The organism is Idiomarina sp. (assembly GCF_048265525.1).
GTDB lineage: Bacteria > Pseudomonadota > Gammaproteobacteria > Enterobacterales > Alteromonadaceae > Idiomarina.
On record NZ_JBLXBI010000002.1, the window covers coordinates 344,720 to 362,417 of the forward strand.

General features: G+C 48.0%; 19 protein-coding genes. 5 read left to right on the top strand and 14 right to left on the bottom strand.

Features of this window, described 5'->3' with window-relative positions:
- Positions 1–13: 13 nt before the first annotated feature.
- Positions 14–784, bottom strand: coding sequence for a pimeloyl-ACP methyl ester esterase BioH (gene bioH / locus ACN0TF_RS07080; protein WP_417441336.1), 771 nt, complete (start codon positions 782–784; stop codon positions 14–16).
- Between the two features lie 36 nt (positions 785–820).
- On the opposite strand from bioH, the gene ACN0TF_RS07085 reads away from it, so the two are divergent.
- On the top strand, positions 821–1,510 hold the full coding sequence (locus tag ACN0TF_RS07085; protein ID WP_417441337.1) for a ComF family protein: 690 nt from the start codon (positions 821–823) through the stop codon (positions 1,508–1,510).
- A 71-nt stretch (positions 1,511–1,581) separates the two neighbouring features.
- Positions 1,582–2,160 carry a Fe-S biogenesis protein NfuA gene (gene nfuA, locus ACN0TF_RS07090; RefSeq protein ID WP_114982115.1) on the top strand — a complete coding sequence of 193 codons (579 nt, stop codon included), beginning with the start codon at positions 1,582–1,584 and terminating at the stop codon, positions 2,158–2,160.
- A gap of 13 nt (positions 2,161–2,173) precedes the next feature.
- Here the strand turns inward: nfuA and ACN0TF_RS07095 are convergent, their stop codons facing one another.
- Entirely contained in the window at positions 2,174–3,484 is a 1,311-nt protein-coding gene (locus tag ACN0TF_RS07095; RefSeq protein ID WP_417441338.1) for an MATE family efflux transporter, read from the bottom strand.
- A gap of 57 nt (positions 3,485–3,541) precedes the next feature.
- Here ACN0TF_RS07095 and ACN0TF_RS07100 point away from each other — a divergent pair, with 57 nt between their 5' ends.
- Positions 3,542–4,627: a polysaccharide deacetylase family protein gene (locus tag ACN0TF_RS07100; protein ID WP_417441339.1), complete on the top strand. Its 1,086-nt coding sequence runs from the start codon at positions 3,542–3,544 to the stop codon at positions 4,625–4,627.
- Here the strand turns inward: ACN0TF_RS07100 and ACN0TF_RS07105 are convergent.
- From ACN0TF_RS07105 to ACN0TF_RS07125, 5 genes are read right to left on the bottom strand one after another with little or no spacing between them, the layout of a single operon-like run.
- Positions 4,624–5,238: an SCO family protein gene (locus tag ACN0TF_RS07105; protein ID WP_417441340.1), complete on the bottom strand. Its 615-nt coding sequence runs from the start codon at positions 5,236–5,238 to the stop codon at positions 4,624–4,626. The two genes, ACN0TF_RS07100 and ACN0TF_RS07105, sit on opposite strands and share 4 nt — an antisense overlap.
- Positions 5,239–5,250: 12 nt before the next feature.
- Positions 5,251–6,147, bottom strand: a complete 897-nt coding sequence (gene cyoE, locus ACN0TF_RS07110) for a heme o synthase (protein WP_417441341.1) — start codon at positions 6,145–6,147, stop codon at positions 5,251–5,253.
- 13 nt (positions 6,148–6,160) lie between these two features.
- A complete protein-coding gene (locus ACN0TF_RS07115; RefSeq protein WP_417441342.1) occupies positions 6,161–7,150 on the bottom strand; it encodes a COX15/CtaA family protein in 990 nt (329 codons plus the stop codon).
- A 9-nt stretch (positions 7,151–7,159) separates the two neighbouring features.
- The gene (locus tag ACN0TF_RS07120) at positions 7,160–7,705 is read right to left on the bottom strand and encodes a hypothetical protein (RefSeq protein ID WP_417441343.1); all 546 of its coding nucleotides are present in this window, start codon (positions 7,703–7,705) and stop codon (positions 7,160–7,162) included.
- Positions 7,702–8,457, bottom strand: a complete 756-nt coding sequence (locus ACN0TF_RS07125; RefSeq protein WP_417441344.1) for an SURF1 family protein — start codon at positions 8,455–8,457, stop codon at positions 7,702–7,704. Before ACN0TF_RS07125 ends, ACN0TF_RS07120 begins: the two co-directional genes overlap by 4 nt.
- Here ACN0TF_RS07125 and ACN0TF_RS07130 point away from each other — a divergent pair.
- Positions 8,435–8,650: a DUF2909 domain-containing protein gene (locus ACN0TF_RS07130; protein ID WP_253616902.1), complete on the top strand. Its 216-nt coding sequence runs from the start codon at positions 8,435–8,437 to the stop codon at positions 8,648–8,650. The genes ACN0TF_RS07125 and ACN0TF_RS07130 overlap by 23 nt on opposite strands.
- A gap of 15 nt (positions 8,651–8,665) precedes the next feature.
- Here ACN0TF_RS07130 and ACN0TF_RS07135 read toward each other — a convergent pair whose 3' ends face one another.
- From ACN0TF_RS07135 to lexA, 6 genes are all read right to left on the bottom strand, one after another.
- Positions 8,666–9,541 (bottom strand): cytochrome c oxidase subunit 3, encoded by an 876-nt coding sequence (locus ACN0TF_RS07135; protein ID WP_417441345.1) that lies wholly within the window; start codon positions 9,539–9,541, stop codon positions 8,666–8,668.
- Between the two features lie 12 nt (positions 9,542–9,553).
- Positions 9,554–10,123, bottom strand: a complete 570-nt coding sequence (locus ACN0TF_RS07140; RefSeq protein WP_417441346.1) for a cytochrome c oxidase assembly protein — start codon at positions 10,121–10,123, stop codon at positions 9,554–9,556.
- A gap of 6 nt (positions 10,124–10,129) precedes the next feature.
- Positions 10,130–11,716 (bottom strand): cytochrome c oxidase subunit I, encoded by a 1,587-nt coding sequence (gene ctaD / locus ACN0TF_RS07145; protein WP_417441347.1) that lies wholly within the window; start codon positions 11,714–11,716, stop codon positions 10,130–10,132.
- Positions 11,717–11,726: 10 nt separating this feature from the next.
- A complete protein-coding gene (gene coxB / locus ACN0TF_RS07150; RefSeq protein WP_417441432.1) occupies positions 11,727–12,848 on the bottom strand; it encodes a cytochrome c oxidase subunit II in 1,122 nt (373 codons plus the stop codon).
- A gap of 305 nt (positions 12,849–13,153) precedes the next feature.
- On the bottom strand, positions 13,154–13,591 hold the full coding sequence (locus ACN0TF_RS07155; RefSeq protein WP_417441348.1) for an SOS-response cell division inhibitor: 438 nt from the start codon (positions 13,589–13,591) through the stop codon (positions 13,154–13,156).
- Entirely contained in the window at positions 13,588–14,205 is a 618-nt protein-coding gene (lexA, locus tag ACN0TF_RS07160) for a transcriptional repressor LexA (protein WP_011233524.1), read from the bottom strand. The genes ACN0TF_RS07155 and lexA overlap by 4 nt, the downstream gene beginning before the upstream one ends.
- 131 nt (positions 14,206–14,336) lie before the next feature.
- Between lexA and plsB the strand changes: the two genes are divergently transcribed.
- A complete protein-coding gene (gene plsB, locus ACN0TF_RS07165) occupies positions 14,337–16,859 on the top strand; it encodes a glycerol-3-phosphate 1-O-acyltransferase PlsB (protein WP_417441349.1) in 2,523 nt (840 codons plus the stop codon).
- Here plsB and ubiA read toward each other — a convergent pair.
- Positions 16,847–17,698 carry a 4-hydroxybenzoate octaprenyltransferase gene (gene ubiA / locus ACN0TF_RS07170; protein WP_417441350.1) on the bottom strand — a complete coding sequence of 284 codons (852 nt, stop codon included), beginning with the start codon at positions 17,696–17,698 and terminating at the stop codon, positions 16,847–16,849. The genes plsB and ubiA overlap by 13 nt on opposite strands.

Sequence of the window (17,698 nt, forward strand, 5' to 3'; positions counted from 1 at the left end):
TGGCTTTTAACTCTTAGTTCTTAACAACAACCTTAAGCAATTCACTGACAAAGCGCTCCGGTTCCGAAATAAACGGGGCGTGTGCGCTTTTGGTGAATACCACAGCTTTTGACTCGGGCGCCAGTGCGGAAATATCGTTGATAGCGCGCTCCGGAACCAGGCTGTCCAGGCGTCCGTAAAAACGGTTGAAGGGCACTTCAATGCCGGGTAATTGCTGACGTAAATCTGCGGTTTGTAATATACCTAGGGACTGTTTCAGCACACCCTGGTCTGGCATTGGCTTGGTAAATATCAGCTGCTTTACCTGCTTAACCTGTTCGCGTGCGTCCTCGCTGCCCATGGCCTGAATCGCTAAAAAACGTTCAATGGTCTTTTTAAAGTCGCTGTCCAGTTGCTGTTGAAACTGCTCCAGAATAGTTGGCTTAATACCCGCCCAGTCGCTTTTTTCCACAAAGTGAGGTGACGATGCAACGGTGGTTAAAGACATAACCCGGTCAGAATGCGTCAGTGCAATTTGTGTCGCAATTAACCCGCCTAAAGACCATCCCATTAAATGAAAGCGTGGCGGCAGGGCTGGCATTATTTGTTCAATAAAACTCTCCAGCGACACCTCATTCTCTGATGACCAGACAGAGTCGCCAAAGCCGGGCAGGTCGATGCAGTACAACTGAAAGTGCTCGCTTAATGCCGGTACCACGGGTTGCCAGATGTTCGAATTCATTCCCCAGCCATGGAGTACAACAATAGGGGTTCCTGTACCACAGCACGTTACCGAAAGGCTCACTATACTACCTGTCCGAGTTATTAATTAAGGGGTGGTATGCTAGCGTTTTTACAGCGTTTCGCCAATGCTTTTGAGTTGGGCACATGCTGGAGTTGCGGTTATTCTAAGGTGGCCGCTGCAAGCCTTTGCCCTTATTGCGAAGAAGCACTGCCGCGTTGGTATCCGCGTTGCTGTCAGCATTTGTCCGATATTGAACAGCATTTAGTGGCGGAGCAGAAGCAGTGCCGCTACTGGTACGGTGCATTACGCTGGGAGCCGCAGGTACAGCAGCTTATTACTCAGTTTAAATTTCGCCATAAAGCCGAGCTGGCCCCTTTACTGGCAAACCAGTTAGCGGCTCATTTACGCCTTTGTTACCGCGAACAGGCACTGCCGGACTGCGTTGTTGCGGTGCCTATGACGCAACAAGCCTGGCGTAAAAGAGGTTTTCACCAGACTGCATTACTGGCGCGGCATGTGTCAGTGGCGCTTGAGTTACCTTACATTGCGGGCGGATTACGTAAAATACGAGCGGTGCCCATGCAGCACATGGCATCGAAGGCATTACGCTGGGAGAACAGTCGGGGCAGCCAACTCGCTTTACAGGATTTTAGTGGCTGTACGGTAGCGGTTGTGGACGACGTACTGAGTACCGGCGCCACTATGATGGCGGCGGCTGATGCGCTCTACAAAAAAGGGGCTAAAACCGTCGATGCCTGGGCCGTTGTCTATAACCAGCACGACTAGAAACTGCAGGGCGTTTCGGTTACACTATACCCTAGTAATTTACTCAGGTATAAGCCGTGAGGTCAGTATTTATGATTCGTATTTCAGAAGCAGCGCAGTCCCACTTTCAGAAACTATTAGCCGATCAGCCCGATGGCACGTGTATTCGTGTGTTTGTGGTGAACCCGGGTATGGCGAATGCAGAGTGTGGTGTTTCTTATTGCCCGCCAGATTCGGTCGAACCGGACGACGAGCGTCTGCCGTTTAATGGGTTTGATGCCGTAGTGGATTCAGGCAGTGCGCCTTTTTTAGAAGACGCCGCTATTGATTTTGAAGAGCAGGAAATGGGGTCTCAGTTAACTCTGAAAGCCCCGAACGCCAAAGCGCGTAAAGTGGACGACGACGCACCGCTAATTGAGCGGGTGGAATACGTGATTCAGGCAGAAATTAATCCTCAGTTGGCCAGCCACGGTGGTCAGGTGATGGTGTCAGAAATTACTGATGACGGCGTTGCTATTCTGCAATTCGGCGGTGGCTGTAATGGTTGCAGTATGATTGACGTAACCCTGAAAAACGGCATTGAAAAAGAGTTGCTTGAGCGCTTCCCGGAAGAAGTGAAAGGCGTGCGTGATATAACTGATCATGAGCCCGGAGAACACTCCTACTACTAATCGTAGCTTTCAGTTAATAAGTTCCGGAAAAGTATTTAAGCCAAATTGCCTGGGTAATACCACGCATGAATAAAAAGCCGCTGAGAGCTAACCACAGACCGTGGTTCTCCAGCGGCAATCCCGCCCACCATAAAGGCAGAAAGCCAATTAAAGCGCTTAATATCATCGTATTACGCATACCTCGGCTGAACGATAAACCAATGAAAACACCGTCAAACCAATAGCTCCAGTGCGCGATAAGTGGCAATACCACTATCCATGGCAGATAGTTTTCGGCAACCCGGATAATGTCGGGAATATCGGTAATGAGACGAATAATTGCACTGCCGGCCAGGGCGAAAACCAACGCATAAACCACAGCAAAGAGTGACGACCAGAGCAAGGTAATTTTGCACCAATAACGGATTTTATCGTAACGCTTCTGACCTTTAGCTTCGCCAGCTAAAGCTTCCACAGAATAAGCAATGCCGTCCAGCCCCAGCGATATCAGCATCAGAAACTGCATTAACACGGCGTTAACCGCCACCATAGTGCTGCCGTAGCGAGTCGCGTAGCCGGTCATGGTTGCCATGCACAGTTGCAGTATCAGGCTGCGTATAAAAATATTACCGTTAACGCCTAAAAACTGACGCAGCTGCTGAAACTTGAGCTGCCAGAGGCGTAAGTGCCAGCCCAGCGCGCGGGCAGTCCAGTAGAAGCCGACAATAGCGGTTACCCACTCAGCACTAAGCGAAGCCCAGGCGGCACCTTTTACATTCAGTCCAAAGCCGAGAATGAGTATCACATCCATAACCACATTCACGGCGTTGGTAATTATCACCAGAAGCATGGCTTTGCGGCTGTTTTGTCGGCCTAATAATACCCCCAGAGCGACCAGCGTTATCAGCGAAGCCGGTGCCGACCATAAGCGAATTTCGATATAATCGCGGGCGTAGCCTTCGAGCTCGGCAGAAGGGGCGATAACCCACATGGCTAAGTCATTAATTAAAGGGCTGGCAACCGCTATTAAAACACCTAAAACCAGCGCAATAATAATGCCGTTATTGAAGTGCTGGCGCTGAGCATGTATGTCATCGGCACCGTATGACTGAGCTATGTAACCGGTTGTGGCCATGCGCAGAAACACCGCCAGCAGATAAATAAAACTGACCACCATGGCGCCAATGGCAACAGCCGACAAGTAGATAGCGTTCGGCAAATGACCTATGATGGCAGTATCGACCAGACCGAGAAGGGGCGCAGCAATATTGGAAATGATCATTGGCAGGGCAATCGCAAAAACGCGGCTGTGATCTGACAGCGAAAATCCAAACAGCTTGTGCATAACTATCCTTAAGTAAACTCGGTTAATAACGGCTTTTATATTTTATCAGGAGTCAGTATGAAGATGTTGAACAAAATGACGTTGAGTGCCGCATCGGCCTTATTGCTGGGCTGCTCACCATTAGCCCAGGCAGGCAGCGCCGATAGTGTGGTGGTATTGCAGTATCACCATGTCAGTGACTCAACTCCGGCGGTAACGTCAATTGACCCGGAGACGTTTCGCGAACATCTGCAATATCTGCAGGATAACAACTTTAACGTTATTGATATTACTGACGCTCGTGATGCCATTGAAAAAGGGGAAGAGCTTCCCGAAAAAGCCGTTGTTATAACCTTCGACGATGGCTACCAAAACGTTTATGAGAACGCTGTAGAGGTTCTGGAAGAGTTTAAAATGCCTTATACGGTGTTCGTTAACCCTGAACTTATGCGTAAGCACAGCGGCCATTACATGGGCTGGGAAGAGCTTAAAGAAATTCAGCAGAACGGCGCTACTATTGCTAACCACGGGCAGACTCACGGACACCTTATTCGCAAGCAAGAAGGTGAGAGTGGTGAAGAATGGCGCGAACGTATGCATTACGATGTTATTACCGCACAAGAAGCCATTGATGAAAACTTAGGCGAACAGCAGAAGTATTTTGCCTATCCTTACGGTGAGTACAACAACGAGTTGCGGGCGTTACTGGATGAATGGGGTTTTCTGGCCTTTGCTCAGCATTCAGGCCCATGGTCTAAGTGGAGTGAGGATACTGTTATTACGCGTTTTCCTGCGTCTGGTATCTACGCGAACTTAAATACGCTGAAAGCCAAGTTGAATTCGAAAGCCATGCCGGTAAGTGTTTACCAACCGGAAGAACCTTTAGTCACGCATGAAAATGCACGACCGACGATTAGTGTGACACTGGAAGCAGGCGAAACATTAGACGATATGCGTACCGATGCGCTGCAATGCTTTGCCGGAGGTTCAGTCTTAAAACCTGAATGGGAAAGCGATACTCAGTTTAGTGTGACGCTTGAAAAGGACATTAACATTGGGCGCTCACGCGTCAATTGCACAGCACCCAGCGCATCGGAGTCTCGTTACTATTGGTATTCCGTAGCACTTATCCGTCCGAACGAGTCAGGCAGTTGGCCTGACTAATTGGCGATAATGGCAAAATCTTTTGCCAGTTGTTCCATGTCGACTACCGGTATTTCCCCACGTTGGTGGTCGGCATTAAATATCGCTTTACGGTGCCCGTTCGGGTTAACCAGAATAATAGCGGCGCTGTGGTTAACCAAGTAATTTTCCTCGCCTTCATCGGGAATGGAATACATTAAACCTAAATCACGTACGAAAGGGAACAGCTCTTTGTGCTCGGCTCGCACACCAACAAAGTCGTCACCAAAATAGTTAACGTATTGAGTTAAACGTTTAATGTCATCGCGTTGCGGGTCAACTGAAATCATCCATACTTTAACCGGATCGGAGGTTTCTTCCTGTAAAGCCGGAAGCACACCTTTTAAGTCTGACATGGTGGTTGGACAGATATCAGGACAGAAGGTATAACCTGTAAAGAGCAAGGTCCACTGGCCTTTCAGTGCATCGTTTTCAATAGCGCCGTCGGCTGTGCTGTTTAACTTAAACGATTTTAAAGCACGAGGGGGCTCGTAAATTAAAGCTTCCGGCTTCTCTTCCGGCCAAAAATTGTAAACCGCGAACCCGGCTGCAAGGGCGATAAAGGCAGCCAGCAGCGTAACGATACGACTCATTTCTTACTCCAGTTATACGTAGTGATCGACCAGTAAAATCACAAACAGCAGCATGAGGTGCCAGATAGAGAAGGCAAACATGTTAAAGGCTGTTTTTTTGCTGGGCGCGTATTTCAACTTCCAGGCATAAGCCAGAAAAATGGCGTTAAGTACACTGACGCCCACCAGATAAATCATGCCTGTCATGCCAATTAAAAACGGCATAAGGCAAACCACGATCAGCAAAACGGTATACAGGAAAATACAGGTTTTGGTGAATTCAATACCGTGGGTTACCGGTAGCATTGGCACCTTGGCACGGGCATAATCTTTGGCGCGGTGCACCGCAAGTGCCCAGAAGTGGGGCGGAGTCCAGGTGAATATGATCATCACCAACAGTACCGCTGGCGCGTTAATTTCGTTGGTCACCGAGGTCCAGCCCAGTAACGGCGGTGCAGCACCGGCTAAACCACCAATAACAATGTTCTGCGGCGTAGCGCGTTTTAAGAACATGGTATAAACCACGGCGTAACCCACCATACTGGCAAAGGTTAACCAGGCAGTTAATGGATTAACCCAGGCATACAGGGTGACGAAACCAATAGCACCAATGGATGCGGCAAAAACGGTTACTTTTGTCGGTGACAAATTCCCCTGAGGTAGCGGGCGGCGAAGCGTACGCGCCATTTTCGCGTCAATATGGCGGTCAACTAGGTGGTTAATGGCTGCTGCTGCGGCAGACATGAGTCCAATACCGGTCAGCGCCGGCACCAGTACATTCAGCGACACCAGTTCTTCAGTGGCCAGACACATGCCAACCACTGCGGTGAGTAACAGCAAAGCGACGACGCGGGGCTTGGTCAGTTCAAGGTAGTCCCGCCAATGAGCGTTGCGCGTTTTTGTTATATTATTTGTGGCAACGGATTGCATAGTTTCAACTCCTCTACGCTTTTCTGGACAGGTTGTAATTCAACGCGACCAGCGACAGTAACAACAAAGCACCTACGGCATTATGTGCTACTGCATTCCAAAGCGGTAATTGAAAGACTACGTTACTAATACCCAGCAGAATTTGCAAAGATAATAACAAGCCGATAACAATTAATGAGCGCCGGAAGAAATGCGACTTCGCTTTTCGCCAGCATTTAAAGAGTAGAGCACAAATCACTAAAAAAGTAATAATAGCGCCCACTCTGTGCATTACGTGCATGGTCATGCGGTCGTTATAGTCATGGGCACCGTATTGATAGGTGTCGGCCTCGGGTATGCTGAAGGCTCCGGCAAAGTCCAGCTGCGCCGTCCAATTACCTTCGCAGAAAGGGAGTTCCGTGCAGGCTACTGCGGCATAGTTTGCAGCAACCCAGCCACCTAAGGCTATTTGACCAATAACCACCAGTAGCGTAAAAAATGCCAGTCCCCGATAGCGCCTTAATTCCGGGTCGCCACCGGCCAGCCGAAATGACGACAGTCGCAGCGATAGCAGGTAAAGCAGCGATATGACCGAAAAGCCGCCCAGCAAATGCCCCATAACTATGAGCGGTTGCAGGTTCATGGTGACTGTCCACATACCCAGAGCGGCCTGAAATATCACTAACCCCAGAAGCAAAGTTGGCAACTTAACCGGAGTAGGGTAATGACTGTAACGACGGCTTTTAACCCAGGCAATAATGGCAATGGCCAGTATTAATAACCCCAGAGTGCCAGCAAAGTAGCGGTGCACCATTTCGTTCCAAGCTTTGGCGTGTTCCACAGGCGCATCCGGGAACCTGAGTTCCGCTTGCTGAATGTGCTCTTCCTGCGATGGTACCTTCATGAAACCATAGCAGCCGGGCCAGTCCGGACAACCCAAACCTGCTTCAGTTAGCCGGGTAAAGGCGCCAAGAACAATAACGATAAAAGCAAAAAAGACACTAATTTTTACCAGTAAACGCATGTCATTTCCCTACCCAATTCTGGACAATTTAAGCAGTTTACGAAGATCCGCCAACACATTTTTACCTTCAGCAATCATTTGCTCTTTGTCTTCATGAGTCGGATAATACAGCATAACGTTGTGCATCGGGTCGATAATAAATACGGTATTTTCGGGCAGTTCGGAGAGTTGCGAAATTAATTCTGGTGTCACCAGTTGCGTAATATGCGGAGCGCTATGATTAAAGTTAGCCTGCAGGCTTTCACTTTGATGCAGGACCACAGGTGTGAGGCGGTCAGTATCCTTACCAATAGCGACATCCACTTGATTCATAACGTACAAGGTATTCTCACAGGTGGCTTCACAGTTCTCCGGGGCGATATAACCCAGTTGCCAGCCTTCGGGTAGTGTTTCGGCCTGTTGTTCCAGGGTAATAGGCGGCTGCAGCAGGGTACCTTTATTGGTGCCTGCCTCATACCAGTTCTGTGACAAAATTAGCCAAGCCGCTAATAAAGGGACAATAAAGGCAACGAAAACAATAATAATGGCGCGTCGAGAGCGATTGGGGGAGCTCATCGGGTCTCCTCTTTTTTTGGTTGTTTATTCAGTTTTATAACAGCAAATACAAAAATCACCAAGCATGCAATGGCCAGCGAGAACCATTGAACCGCGTAACCCTGGTGTTTTTCCGGCGGCATTACCTGAGGCTGCCAGTTACGTTGCCAACCTATGGTTTCTGGTGACTTCAATAAAAAGGTGTAGTCAGTTAACGGAATATCGAGTTTTTGACTAATGGCATTAGGCTGAAATTCTTGTACTCGTATTCGGTCATCAGCTAACTCGGTTTCATAAGTATTACTGACAAATTTGTTGTTTGAAGGGAAATACAGGTAACCGGTAAGATTCTGTCTACCCTCGGAAATATCTATTTTGGGTAGTTCTTGTCTGGATGCTGGAGCCGGTAACCAGCCCATATTAACAGGAATATAATTATCGGGTTTGGCGTCAGAGCGGAACAAGGCAATAACCTGATAACCGACAATGCCGTCGGTCATTTTATTATCGAGAAAAAAGACCGGTTGTTTAACAAATTCGCCTCTCATTTTAACGAAAAGAAATCGGTCAGACTCGGAAGATATGGTTCCTAACTGAGACAGTGCCGTTGCATCCCCTTTCGATTGTTGCTGTTCGTAATCGGAAAATAGCTTACGTTTTTCTTCTGCGCGCTCTAGTTGCCAAAAACCCAGCTTGACCAACACCGCAATTGCCAGCAGAGTAACTAAAGTAGCGATAAGAGGAAAACGTATGTTGGTCTTTTTTAAAATCATTATTGTACTGCTGCTTGGTTATATGGTGGTGAATCTTTTCCGCGCATTATTCAGCATGCTGCGTAACGATCCGAATAAACCACCCATGTCCCATTACTTGGGGAAACGGGTGGGAGTGGCCGCCGTTATCCTTGTGATACTGATAGCGGCGACGGCTAGTGGCTTTTTACCTTTAAACCCACGCCCCTATTAGACGGGGCGTTTCTTCTTAAAGTATGTAAACCACGACGAACAGGCACAACCAAACGACATCAACAAAGTGCCAGTACCAACTTGTCGCCTGAAAAGCAAAGTGGTTATCTGGCGTAAAATGCCCTTTTAAAACCCGCAGGAACATGATGATAAGCATGACGGTTCCTAAGGTTACGTGCATACCGTGGAACCCGGTGAGCATATAAAATGTATTACCGTAAATGCCAGAATCCAGCGTCAAGTTTAAATCCTGATAGGCATGCACATACTCGGCACCTTGCAGGTAGAGGAAAATACAACCCAGAATAATCGTAATGCCGAGCATTGCGGTCAGCTGCTTACGTTTATTTTGTTCCAGACCCGTGTGGGCAAAGTGGCAGGTGACTGAACTGACTAACAAGATGAGCGTGTTGATAGCTGGCAGACCATACCACCCCATAGCCTGAGTTTCAGTACCGCCTGGCGTTTTCACCAGCGGCCATTGGGCAACGAACTCCGGCCACAGAACCTCATTGGTCATAGCATTGTTACTGTCTCCCCCTAACCATTGCACAGCAATAACGCGAGCATAGAAAAGGGCGCCGAAAAAAGCGGCGAAGAACATGACCTCGGAAAAAATAAACCAGCTCATGCCTTGTTTGTAGGAGTCGCCGAGTTGGCTACTGTATTTACCGCTCATGGACTCGTTAATCTGGTCGCGGAACCAGCCGAAAAGCATGATGGCTATAACGATTAAGCCAAGGATCAATACAGTACTGCCATGACCGTCTTGCTCTTTACTCATGTCGATAACGGTGTGCCCTGCGCCCCAGGCTATTAAACCTAAGCCAATTGCTCCAACAATAGGCCAGGGACTGGAAGCAGGAACATAGTAACTTTGTTGTTCTGCCATAACGTCGTTTCCTTATTCTGTTTTTAACAGCTGAACCATTTGCTCAGCCGACGTATTGGCTGTCATATCGTACAGCGTGTATGACAGGGTAAATGTCGTAATGTGATCGGGAATGTCCGGATCCAGATAAAATTGCATTGGCATTTCTGTTTCAGCGCCGGCGGCCAGCGGTTGCTGGTTGAAGCAAAAACACTCCACTTTATTCAGGTAAAGAGAGGCTTCAGCTGGCGCAACAGATGGAATAGCCTGAGCGACCATGTTTGATGAAGTCGGGTTTTCTGCTAAGAAATTGACCACTTTAACTTCACCAGGATGAATCTTGATCTGTTTGATCGAAGGTTCAAACTTCCACGGAATACCTTTAGCATTCCGTGTAATAAATTGAACATTAACCGTTCGTGACTCATCCACTTCAACCTGTTGATAAACCGCCGCTTCGTTACTGGTACGGCCGTTAAAGCCGGTCACTTCACAAAAAACATCATAAAGTGGTACCAGTGCAAAGCCGAATGCAAACATCCCGGCGACTGTCAGTAACAGTCGCTTGACCAGAATGCTGTTGTCCGGACGCTGTTCAGACATGGTTTATCACTCCACTTTAGGTGGTTTTTCAAAGGTGTGATAAGGCGCTGGGGATGGAACTGTCCATTCCAGTCCTTCTGCACCCTCCCATGGTTTAGCTTCAGCTTTCTCACCACCTCTTATACATTTGATAACAACCCAAAGGAAAAGCAGCTGCGACAAGCCGAAGGCAAAACCACCAATACTGGTTATTTGGTTTACGTCCGCAAATTGGGTCGCATAATCAGGAATACGCCGCGGCATGCCGGCCAAACCTGCAAAATGCATAGGAAAGAACAGTACATTCACGGAAATAAGTGATGTCCAGAAATGGGTTTTAGCCAGAGTACTGTCGTACATATGCCCCGTCCACTTAGGTAGCCAGTAATAAGCCGCTGCCATGATCGAGAAGATAGCACCTGTTACCAGAACATAGTGGAAGTGAGCAACCACAAAGTAGGTATCGTGATACTGAAAGTCGGCTGGAATTATAGCCAGCATTAAACCGGAGAAGCCGCCGATGGTAAACAGAATCACAAATGCGAGCGCAAACAACATGGGGGTTTCAAACGTCATGGAACCGCGCCACATAGTAGCTACCCAGTTAAAGATTTTAACCCCGGTGGGAACGGCAATGAGCATGGTGCAGTACATAAAGAACAGCTCAGCAAATACCGGCATACCGGTGGTGAACATGTGGTGAGCCCACACCAGGAATGACAACAATGCTATCGCGGCCGTGGCATATACCATGGAGGAGTAGCCGAACAATCGCTTTCGGGCAAAGGCCGGGATAATTGCCGAAATGATGCCGAAGGATGGCAAAATCATGATGTAAACTTCTGGATGACCGAAGAACCAAAATATATGTTGGTACATAACGGGGTCGCCACCGCCGGCAGCATCAAAGAAGCTAGTACCGAAATATTTGTCCGTCAACAACATGGTGACAGCACCGGCCAGAACTGGCATTACCGCGATAAGCAGAAAAGCTGTAATGAACCATGTCCATGCGAACAGTGGCATTTTCATATAGTTCATGCCAGGAGCGCGCATGTTCATAATGGTCACAATGACGTTAATAGCGCCCATTATGGATGAAATACCCATAATGTGTACTGAGAACACGAACAATGCAGTTGAATCGGAGCTGTAAGTTGTGGAGAGCGGTGCGTAAGCAGTCCAGCCAAATGCCGGGCCGCCACCTTCCATAAACAAAGAGCCCAACAAAATAATGAAAGCAAAGGGTAGTATCCAGAAACTCCAGTTATTCATCCGGGGCAGAGCCATATCCGGGGCCCCAATCATCATGGGTATCATCCAGTTAGCAAGCCCGGTAAAAGCAGGCATAACTGCGCCGAAAATCATAACCAGACCATGTACTGTGGTCATTTGATTAAAGAAATGTGGATCAACTAATTGCAGACCCGGTTGAAATAATTCGGCCCGAATTACCATTGCCATGGCGCCGCCCACAAAGAACATGGCCAGGCTGAACAGTAAGTACATCGACCCAATATCTTTATGGTTGGTAGTAAATAGCCAACGACCAATACCAGACGGCTTATGATCGTGGTGTGTGTCGTGATGTGTCTCTTCCACTGCAGTGCTCATCACCGTCTCCTTATTGATTCATGACTTCGTTAATATCGGCGGCCTGAATCAGGTCTCCGGTATCGTTACCCCAGGCATTACGCTCGTAGGTGATAACTGCGGCTAACTCGCGCATTGAAAGCTGACTTCCGAACGCTTGCATAGCCGTGCCGGTAACGCCGTTAACGACAATGTCTATGTGTTTGCTTTTGGCTTCAGGGTCTACCGCAACGCCAGAACCAGCAAGCGCCGGGAACACGCCGTTTACGCCTTGACCGTTAGCCTGGTGACAAGCTGCACAAGTACTGTTGTATACTTTCTCACCAAGATCCATGAGTTCGTCTTCTGACATTTCCATAGCGAGCAATTCCTGTTCACGCTCGCGCGCTTTGCGTTGCTCTTCTTCTTTCTCGGTAATCCATTTTTCGTATTCAGCAGGCTCTTTGGCTATAACAACGATAGGCATGAAGCCATGGTCTTTGCCACATAACTCAGCACACTGGCCACGGTAAATACCGGGTTCGTCTACTTTGGTCCAGGTTTCATTAATAAAGCCCGGATTCGCATCTTTTTTAATGGAGAAGTCAGGAACCCACCAGCTGTGAATAACGTCGTCTGAAGTGACCAGGAAGCGAACTTTTTTATTGGTTGGGATAACCAACGGGCGATCTACCTCTAATAAATAGTTTTCACCTTTCTCAAACTGATTGTTAATTTGCTCTTGCTGAGTGGCTAAACGACTGAAATATTCAACTTCGTTTTCAAAGTATTTGTAATGCCACTTCCATTGCGACCCGGTGACTTGCACCGTTACATCTGCATCTGACGTGTCTTCCATGGCAATTAGTGTCGTTGTCGCAGGCACTGCCATACCTGCAAGAATCAGCAGCGGAACTATAGTCCAGGCAATCTCGACTTTTACGTTTTCATGGAAATTGGAAGGGGTTGGGTTTTTCGACTTCCTGTGGCGGATTATCGAAATAAACATGAGACCAAATACAATTACGCCAATGACGCAACAGATATAGAAAATCGTCATGTGGAGATCGTAAACCTGGTTACTAACTTCAGTGACACCTTGGGTCATATTGAGTTGCGACTTAGCGGTGGCCGGTAGACTCGTTAGCGCCAATAGTGCCCACAAAGGCTTCATTTTCACGTGGCTTCTCCTCTTATTCTTCAATGAGACAGCAAAGCAAGTTTTGCTAGCCTGAATTAGAAGAACAAAGAGGTAAGCAGAAAAAGGTACAGCTTCTCCCCAGAAATCGCTTTCTCTACTGACTCTTTGTTGTAGTTATCGTTATTATATTATTTTTATATTCGGGTACTGCATTTATTAACGAATTTACAACGAAAGATCCAGATCAAATCACACGAACGAACAAAAAATAAGCGAATCTGTTAAAAAAAGGCTGCAAAAGCAGCCTTGGGGAAGAAAACACACTAACAAAGGTGGGGTTAGTGCAGGTGGGATGTCAGTGTGTTTTTATCAAACAGAAAATATTGTGTCTCGCTCAATTTACTGGCCATTCGTGCACGCTGCCAGGTACGACTGGAAACAGAGTCTAGATAACCAATAACCATACTACTGGTACCTGCCAGCAAAGCCTGTTCCAGCGCCCATTCACAGCGTTCGGCGGAGTGGCTGCGTAACCAGCGGATTTGAGATTCAGCTACGCCGCAGGCAATAAGTTGCTGAATGACGTTTTTATCGCCACCAATAACGGTTATCCACTGGCTGGGTTTTTGTTGCAAAGCCCGCTGTACAACTGGAGAGAGGCTATCGACGTCAAATGAATCCTGACTGCTTTTCGCATCCATAGGAAAGGGCGACACCGCAGTTTCGGCAGTCCACAGACCTGGGTGATGTAATTTTTGCTGATATTGAGTTTTCATAAGGTCGCTCCGTTTCTGATCACACCCACCGCAAGCCCTTCAATGGCAAAAACTTGCTCGGCAAGGTTGACAGTAATGGTAGAGAAATCTTCATTTTCAGGATGAAGCAAAATAGTTTTTCCGCGCTGTTCAAAACGCTTTACAGTGACTTCGTCTTCAACTCGCGCAACGACTATTTGTCCGTTACGTGCTTGTTCGGTTTTATGTACAGCCAGTAAGTCACCGTCTAAAATTCCGATGTCTCTCATGCTCATACCGTTTACTTTAAGTAAGAAACTGGCGGCTGGATGAAACAGTGATTCGTCAATTTTGTAATGGCCTTCAACATGTTGTTCAGCCAATAAAGGTTCGCCTGCTGCAACCTGTCCTATTAACGGCAGGCCATCGGCGATATCGTAGTCATCGCCGACAAGGCGAATACCGCGCGACATACCGGGTAGTATTTCAATAACGCCTTTACGGGCCAGCGCTTTCAGATGCTCCTCTGCAGAGTTGGCAGAGCGAAAACCCAGCTTATGGGCAATTTCGGCACGGGTCGGTGGCATACCGGTTGCGTGCAGATTATCCTTAATAAGCTCAAGAATTTCAGATTGTCTTGGTGTTAACGGGCGCATAATGTACCTGTTTATTTGTACAGTGATACTGTGAGTATATACAGGTAAATTGATTTCGCAAGTAATTTCTTGAACGACATTTTTACACGAAGTTGGTATCCTGTATTTCTGTTTAAAACAGAGGTCTCTATATGAAAGGAATAAGCCGCTTTTTCCCAATTTTTAAATACCCGTTACGCTGGTTAACGCGCTTTCAGGAAATTTGGGATGGCACTGAAGAAGAGCATTCAGCGACTGTTGGCAAGCCAATTGTCTATGTAATGCGTTCAACCTCTAAAGCGGATCTATCCATTTTGCAGCGGGCGGCGCAGAAGCGCGGTTTGCCAGACCCTGTCGACCCTCTTGTGGTTAACGGTAAAACCTATAACCGAATCATGTACCTGGAGGAACTGGCGAATGATGTATCGGATCAAACGGTATCCGAATTTCACCAGCTATTAACCCTGCATAAAGACCAGCCGGAGCTTGATGTGCAACTGATACCTGCGGGCGTATTCTGGGGCCGCCAGGCCGGAGAAGAGGCGCATGCCGGTAACACCATGACCGGTGACTTAGATAACCCGGGCCATTGGCGTAAATTCTGGCTGGTAATTTTTTCTGGTCGACAAGTGTTACTGCGCTTCTCACGTTCGGTGAGCCTGGGCACTATGGCGCGGGACCACGGCACAGATATGCGTATCGCGCACAAATTGGCGCGGGTAGCGCGGGTTCACTTCGTCCGTATGCGCCATGCGGTTGCCGGCCCTAAACTGAGTCAGCGCAAAGAGCTGATGTCTGCATTAATTAACACCCCGGCCTTAAAAAAGGCGGTATCGGATGAAGCCCGAGGCAAAAAAATCAGTGAAGAAGCCGCCCGCAAGCGCGCTTTATCTTATATCGATGAAATAGCCGCCAATTATAATTCAACACTTATCCGGGTATTAGATCGTTTTATGACCTGGATGTGGAACCGGATTTACAACGGTATTCATGTAAAAGGCGGGGATACGATTCGACGACTGGCGCAACAAGGACATGAAGTTATCTATGTGCCTTGTCACCGCAGCCACATGGATTATCTGTTGCTCAGCTATGTTATTTATAAAGAAGGCCTTGTGCCGCCGCATATAGCCGCTGGCGTTAACCTTAACTTTTTCCCGGTCGGCGGTATTTTCCGGCGTGGTGGCGCGTTCTTTATTCGCCGCAGTTTCCGGGGTAACAAACTGTATTCAGCGGTTTTTCGTGAATATTTGTGCTGGTTGTTCCAAAAAGGTTACCCGGTGGAATACTTCAGTGAAGGCGGTCGCTCCAGAACTGGCCGCTTATTACCGCCTAAAACCGGTATGCTGGCAATGACCGTGCAGGGTATGTTGCGCGACCAGCAGCGTCCGGTGTCGCTGGTACCGGTTTACCTTGGTTACGAGCATATTATGGAAGTGTCGACTTACCTGAAAGAGCTTAAAGGTAAGGACAAAGAAAAAGAGTCGGTTTTTCAAATTCTGAAAACCGTTGCCAAGCTGCGTAACTTTGGCCAGGGTTTCGTCACTTTCGGTCAGCCGATTAATTTAAAACACCATTTGGACAAAGTGGCGCCTAACTGGCATGAGTCGGTCACACGTGGTGCACAGGAACCGGAACGTCCAGGCTGGTTGAACCCTGTGGTAGGTGGTTTAGCCGAACAAGTTATGCAGGGCATTAACGATTCAGCGGCGGCTAACAGCGTTAACCTTACTGCATTGGCGTTACTGAGTTCAGAGCACCACGCGCTGATGAAAGAAGAACTGTTGGCTCAGCTGGAGGTTTATCTGGGCGTTCTGCGCGAAGTGCCTTACAGCAATATGATGAGCGTGCCGGACGAGACACCGGAAGAACTTTGGCAGCAGGCACTGCGTACTGACAAATTTACAGTTGATAGCGACACCATGGGTGAAGTCGTGTCGCTCGAGCGCATGACAGCCATAGCAATGACATACTATCGGAATAATATTCTTCACATGATGGTGGTTCCCGGTATTGTTGCATCAATTATCATGGCCAGGAAAAAAATCAGCGTGGCCGAAATTGCGGCGCGGACACAGGCAATTTATCCGTCATTAAAAGCAGAGCTCTATTTGAGTCATAATGTTGAAGACTTGCCGCTCTGGACGGAAGCTTTAGCCGAAGAGTTGGCGCGACAACAGTTAATTACTCTGGAAGACGGTGTTTGCACAATTGCGCAAAGGGAAAGTGCGCAGTGGTATAGGCTGCGGCTATTGGCCAACAGTGCCAGTGAAACTTTGCAGCGTTATTGCATTGTACTTGAGTTGCTGCAACAGGCGCAGCCTATCATGCGCGCGGATCTTGAAAAGCAGTCTATTACCCTGGCCGAACGCTTAAGTTCCATTCACGGCATTGATGCCCCGGAATTTTACGATAAGAAAGTCATGTCGACGCTGATTGCCAGTTTAAAACAGCAAGGTCTGGTAGAAATTAATGACGACGGCCAGCAAATTGCTGCCGAGCCAGTTGGCGAGCTCAGCGATCAAGTCGATGAGCTCATTGACGGCCCTGTGCTACAAACCATTCGTCAGTCGGTTGAGCAGTTCGTTCAGCAGCTAAAAGAGCAGGCAGAACATGAACAAAAAGAAGCACTAAAAGAAGAGCAAAAACCGACTGAGAGTGATCAGAACCAGTAATGCACGGCTAAGCCAATAGCGAATACCATGCCAATATAATGGTTATGCAGAAAAGCCTGGAAGCACTTTCCGGGCTCTCTGTACCGTATTAACCAGTGCTGGTAAGCAAACAACAGAAAAATAGCCGCTAATGCCAGCCACACCCAAAGTTCAACTGTAATTAAGTGCAATACCCAGCCCAATAAGGCCAGAGTAACGAGTTGCATCAAGCCAATAGCCAGACGGTCGAAGCGGCCAAACAAAATTGCCGTGCTCTGCAGGCCTATTTTTAAATCGTCTTCGCGGTCCGCCATGGCGTATTCGGTATCGTAGGCGACCGTCCAGAGAATATTGGCAAGAAATAGTAAGCCAGCAATAAACCATTGGTCAGATTCTAGTGCGGTAAAGGCCATGAGAATGCCGAAACTAAAGGCGATGCCCAGTACAATTTGTGGCAAATGCGTCCAGCGTTTGCAAAACGGGTAAAGCGCAGCTACGCCAGCCGCGAAAAAGCTGAGCATGACTGTTTCAGTGTTCAGCTGCATAACCAACCCGAAGGCAATGGCTAACAGAGCGATGAAACCTATCATTGCTTCAGTTGCCGATATTTTTCCCGCCGGAATAGGACGCTGGCGGGTGCGGCGTACGTGACCGTCATAATTGCGGTCGGCAAAGTCGTTAATAACACAACCGGCAGAGCGCATGACAAAAGTACCGAGCAAAAATATGACAACTATACGCAGGGGCGGCTCGCCGGCTCCGGCTATCATGAGTGCCCAGATAGTTGGCCAGGCAAGTAGATAGGTACCAATGGGTCTGTCCGCACGCATTAACTGCCAAAAAGCAACTAACTTTTGCAT

Coding starts and splice junctions, on each gene's coding strand:
- ACN0TF_RS07085 (WP_417441337.1), top strand. CDS start 821: ATGCTAGCGTTTTTACAGCGTTTCGCCAATGCTTTTGAGTTGGGCACA.
- nfuA (WP_114982115.1), top strand. CDS start 1,582: ATGATTCGTATTTCAGAAGCAGCGCAGTCCCACTTTCAGAAACTATTA.
- ACN0TF_RS07095 (WP_417441338.1), bottom strand. CDS start 3,484: ATGCACAAGCTGTTTGGATTTTCGCTGTCAGATCACAGCCGCGTTTTT.
- ACN0TF_RS07100 (WP_417441339.1), top strand. CDS start 3,542: ATGAAGATGTTGAACAAAATGACGTTGAGTGCCGCATCGGCCTTATTG.
- ACN0TF_RS07105 (WP_417441340.1), bottom strand. CDS start 5,238: ATGAGTCGTATCGTTACGCTGCTGGCTGCCTTTATCGCCCTTGCAGCC.
- cyoE (WP_417441341.1), bottom strand. CDS start 6,147: ATGCAATCCGTTGCCACAAATAATATAACAAAAACGCGCAACGCTCAT.
- ACN0TF_RS07115 (WP_417441342.1), bottom strand. CDS start 7,150: ATGCGTTTACTGGTAAAAATTAGTGTCTTTTTTGCTTTTATCGTTATT.
- ACN0TF_RS07120 (WP_417441343.1), bottom strand. CDS start 7,705: ATGAGCTCCCCCAATCGCTCTCGACGCGCCATTATTATTGTTTTCGTT.
- ACN0TF_RS07130 (WP_253616902.1), top strand. CDS start 8,435: ATGTTGGTCTTTTTTAAAATCATTATTGTACTGCTGCTTGGTTATATG.
- ACN0TF_RS07125 (WP_417441344.1), bottom strand. CDS start 8,457: ATGATTTTAAAAAAGACCAACATACGTTTTCCTCTTATCGCTACTTTA.
- ACN0TF_RS07135 (WP_417441345.1), bottom strand. CDS start 9,541: ATGGCAGAACAACAAAGTTACTATGTTCCTGCTTCCAGTCCCTGGCCT.
- ACN0TF_RS07140 (WP_417441346.1), bottom strand. CDS start 10,123: ATGTCTGAACAGCGTCCGGACAACAGCATTCTGGTCAAGCGACTGTTA.
- ctaD (WP_417441347.1), bottom strand. CDS start 11,716: ATGAGCACTGCAGTGGAAGAGACACATCACGACACACACCACGATCAT.
- coxB (WP_417441432.1), bottom strand. CDS start 12,848: ATGAAGCCTTTGTGGGCACTATTGGCGCTAACGAGTCTACCGGCCACC.
- ACN0TF_RS07155 (WP_417441348.1), bottom strand. CDS start 13,591: ATGAAAACTCAATATCAGCAAAAATTACATCACCCAGGTCTGTGGACT.
- lexA (WP_011233524.1), bottom strand. CDS start 14,205: ATGCGCCCGTTAACACCAAGACAATCTGAAATTCTTGAGCTTATTAAG.
- plsB (WP_417441349.1), top strand. CDS start 14,337: ATGAAAGGAATAAGCCGCTTTTTCCCAATTTTTAAATACCCGTTACGC.
- ubiA (WP_417441350.1), bottom strand. CDS start 17,698: ATGCAAAAGTTAGTTGCTTTTTGGCAGTTAATGCGTGCGGACAGACCC.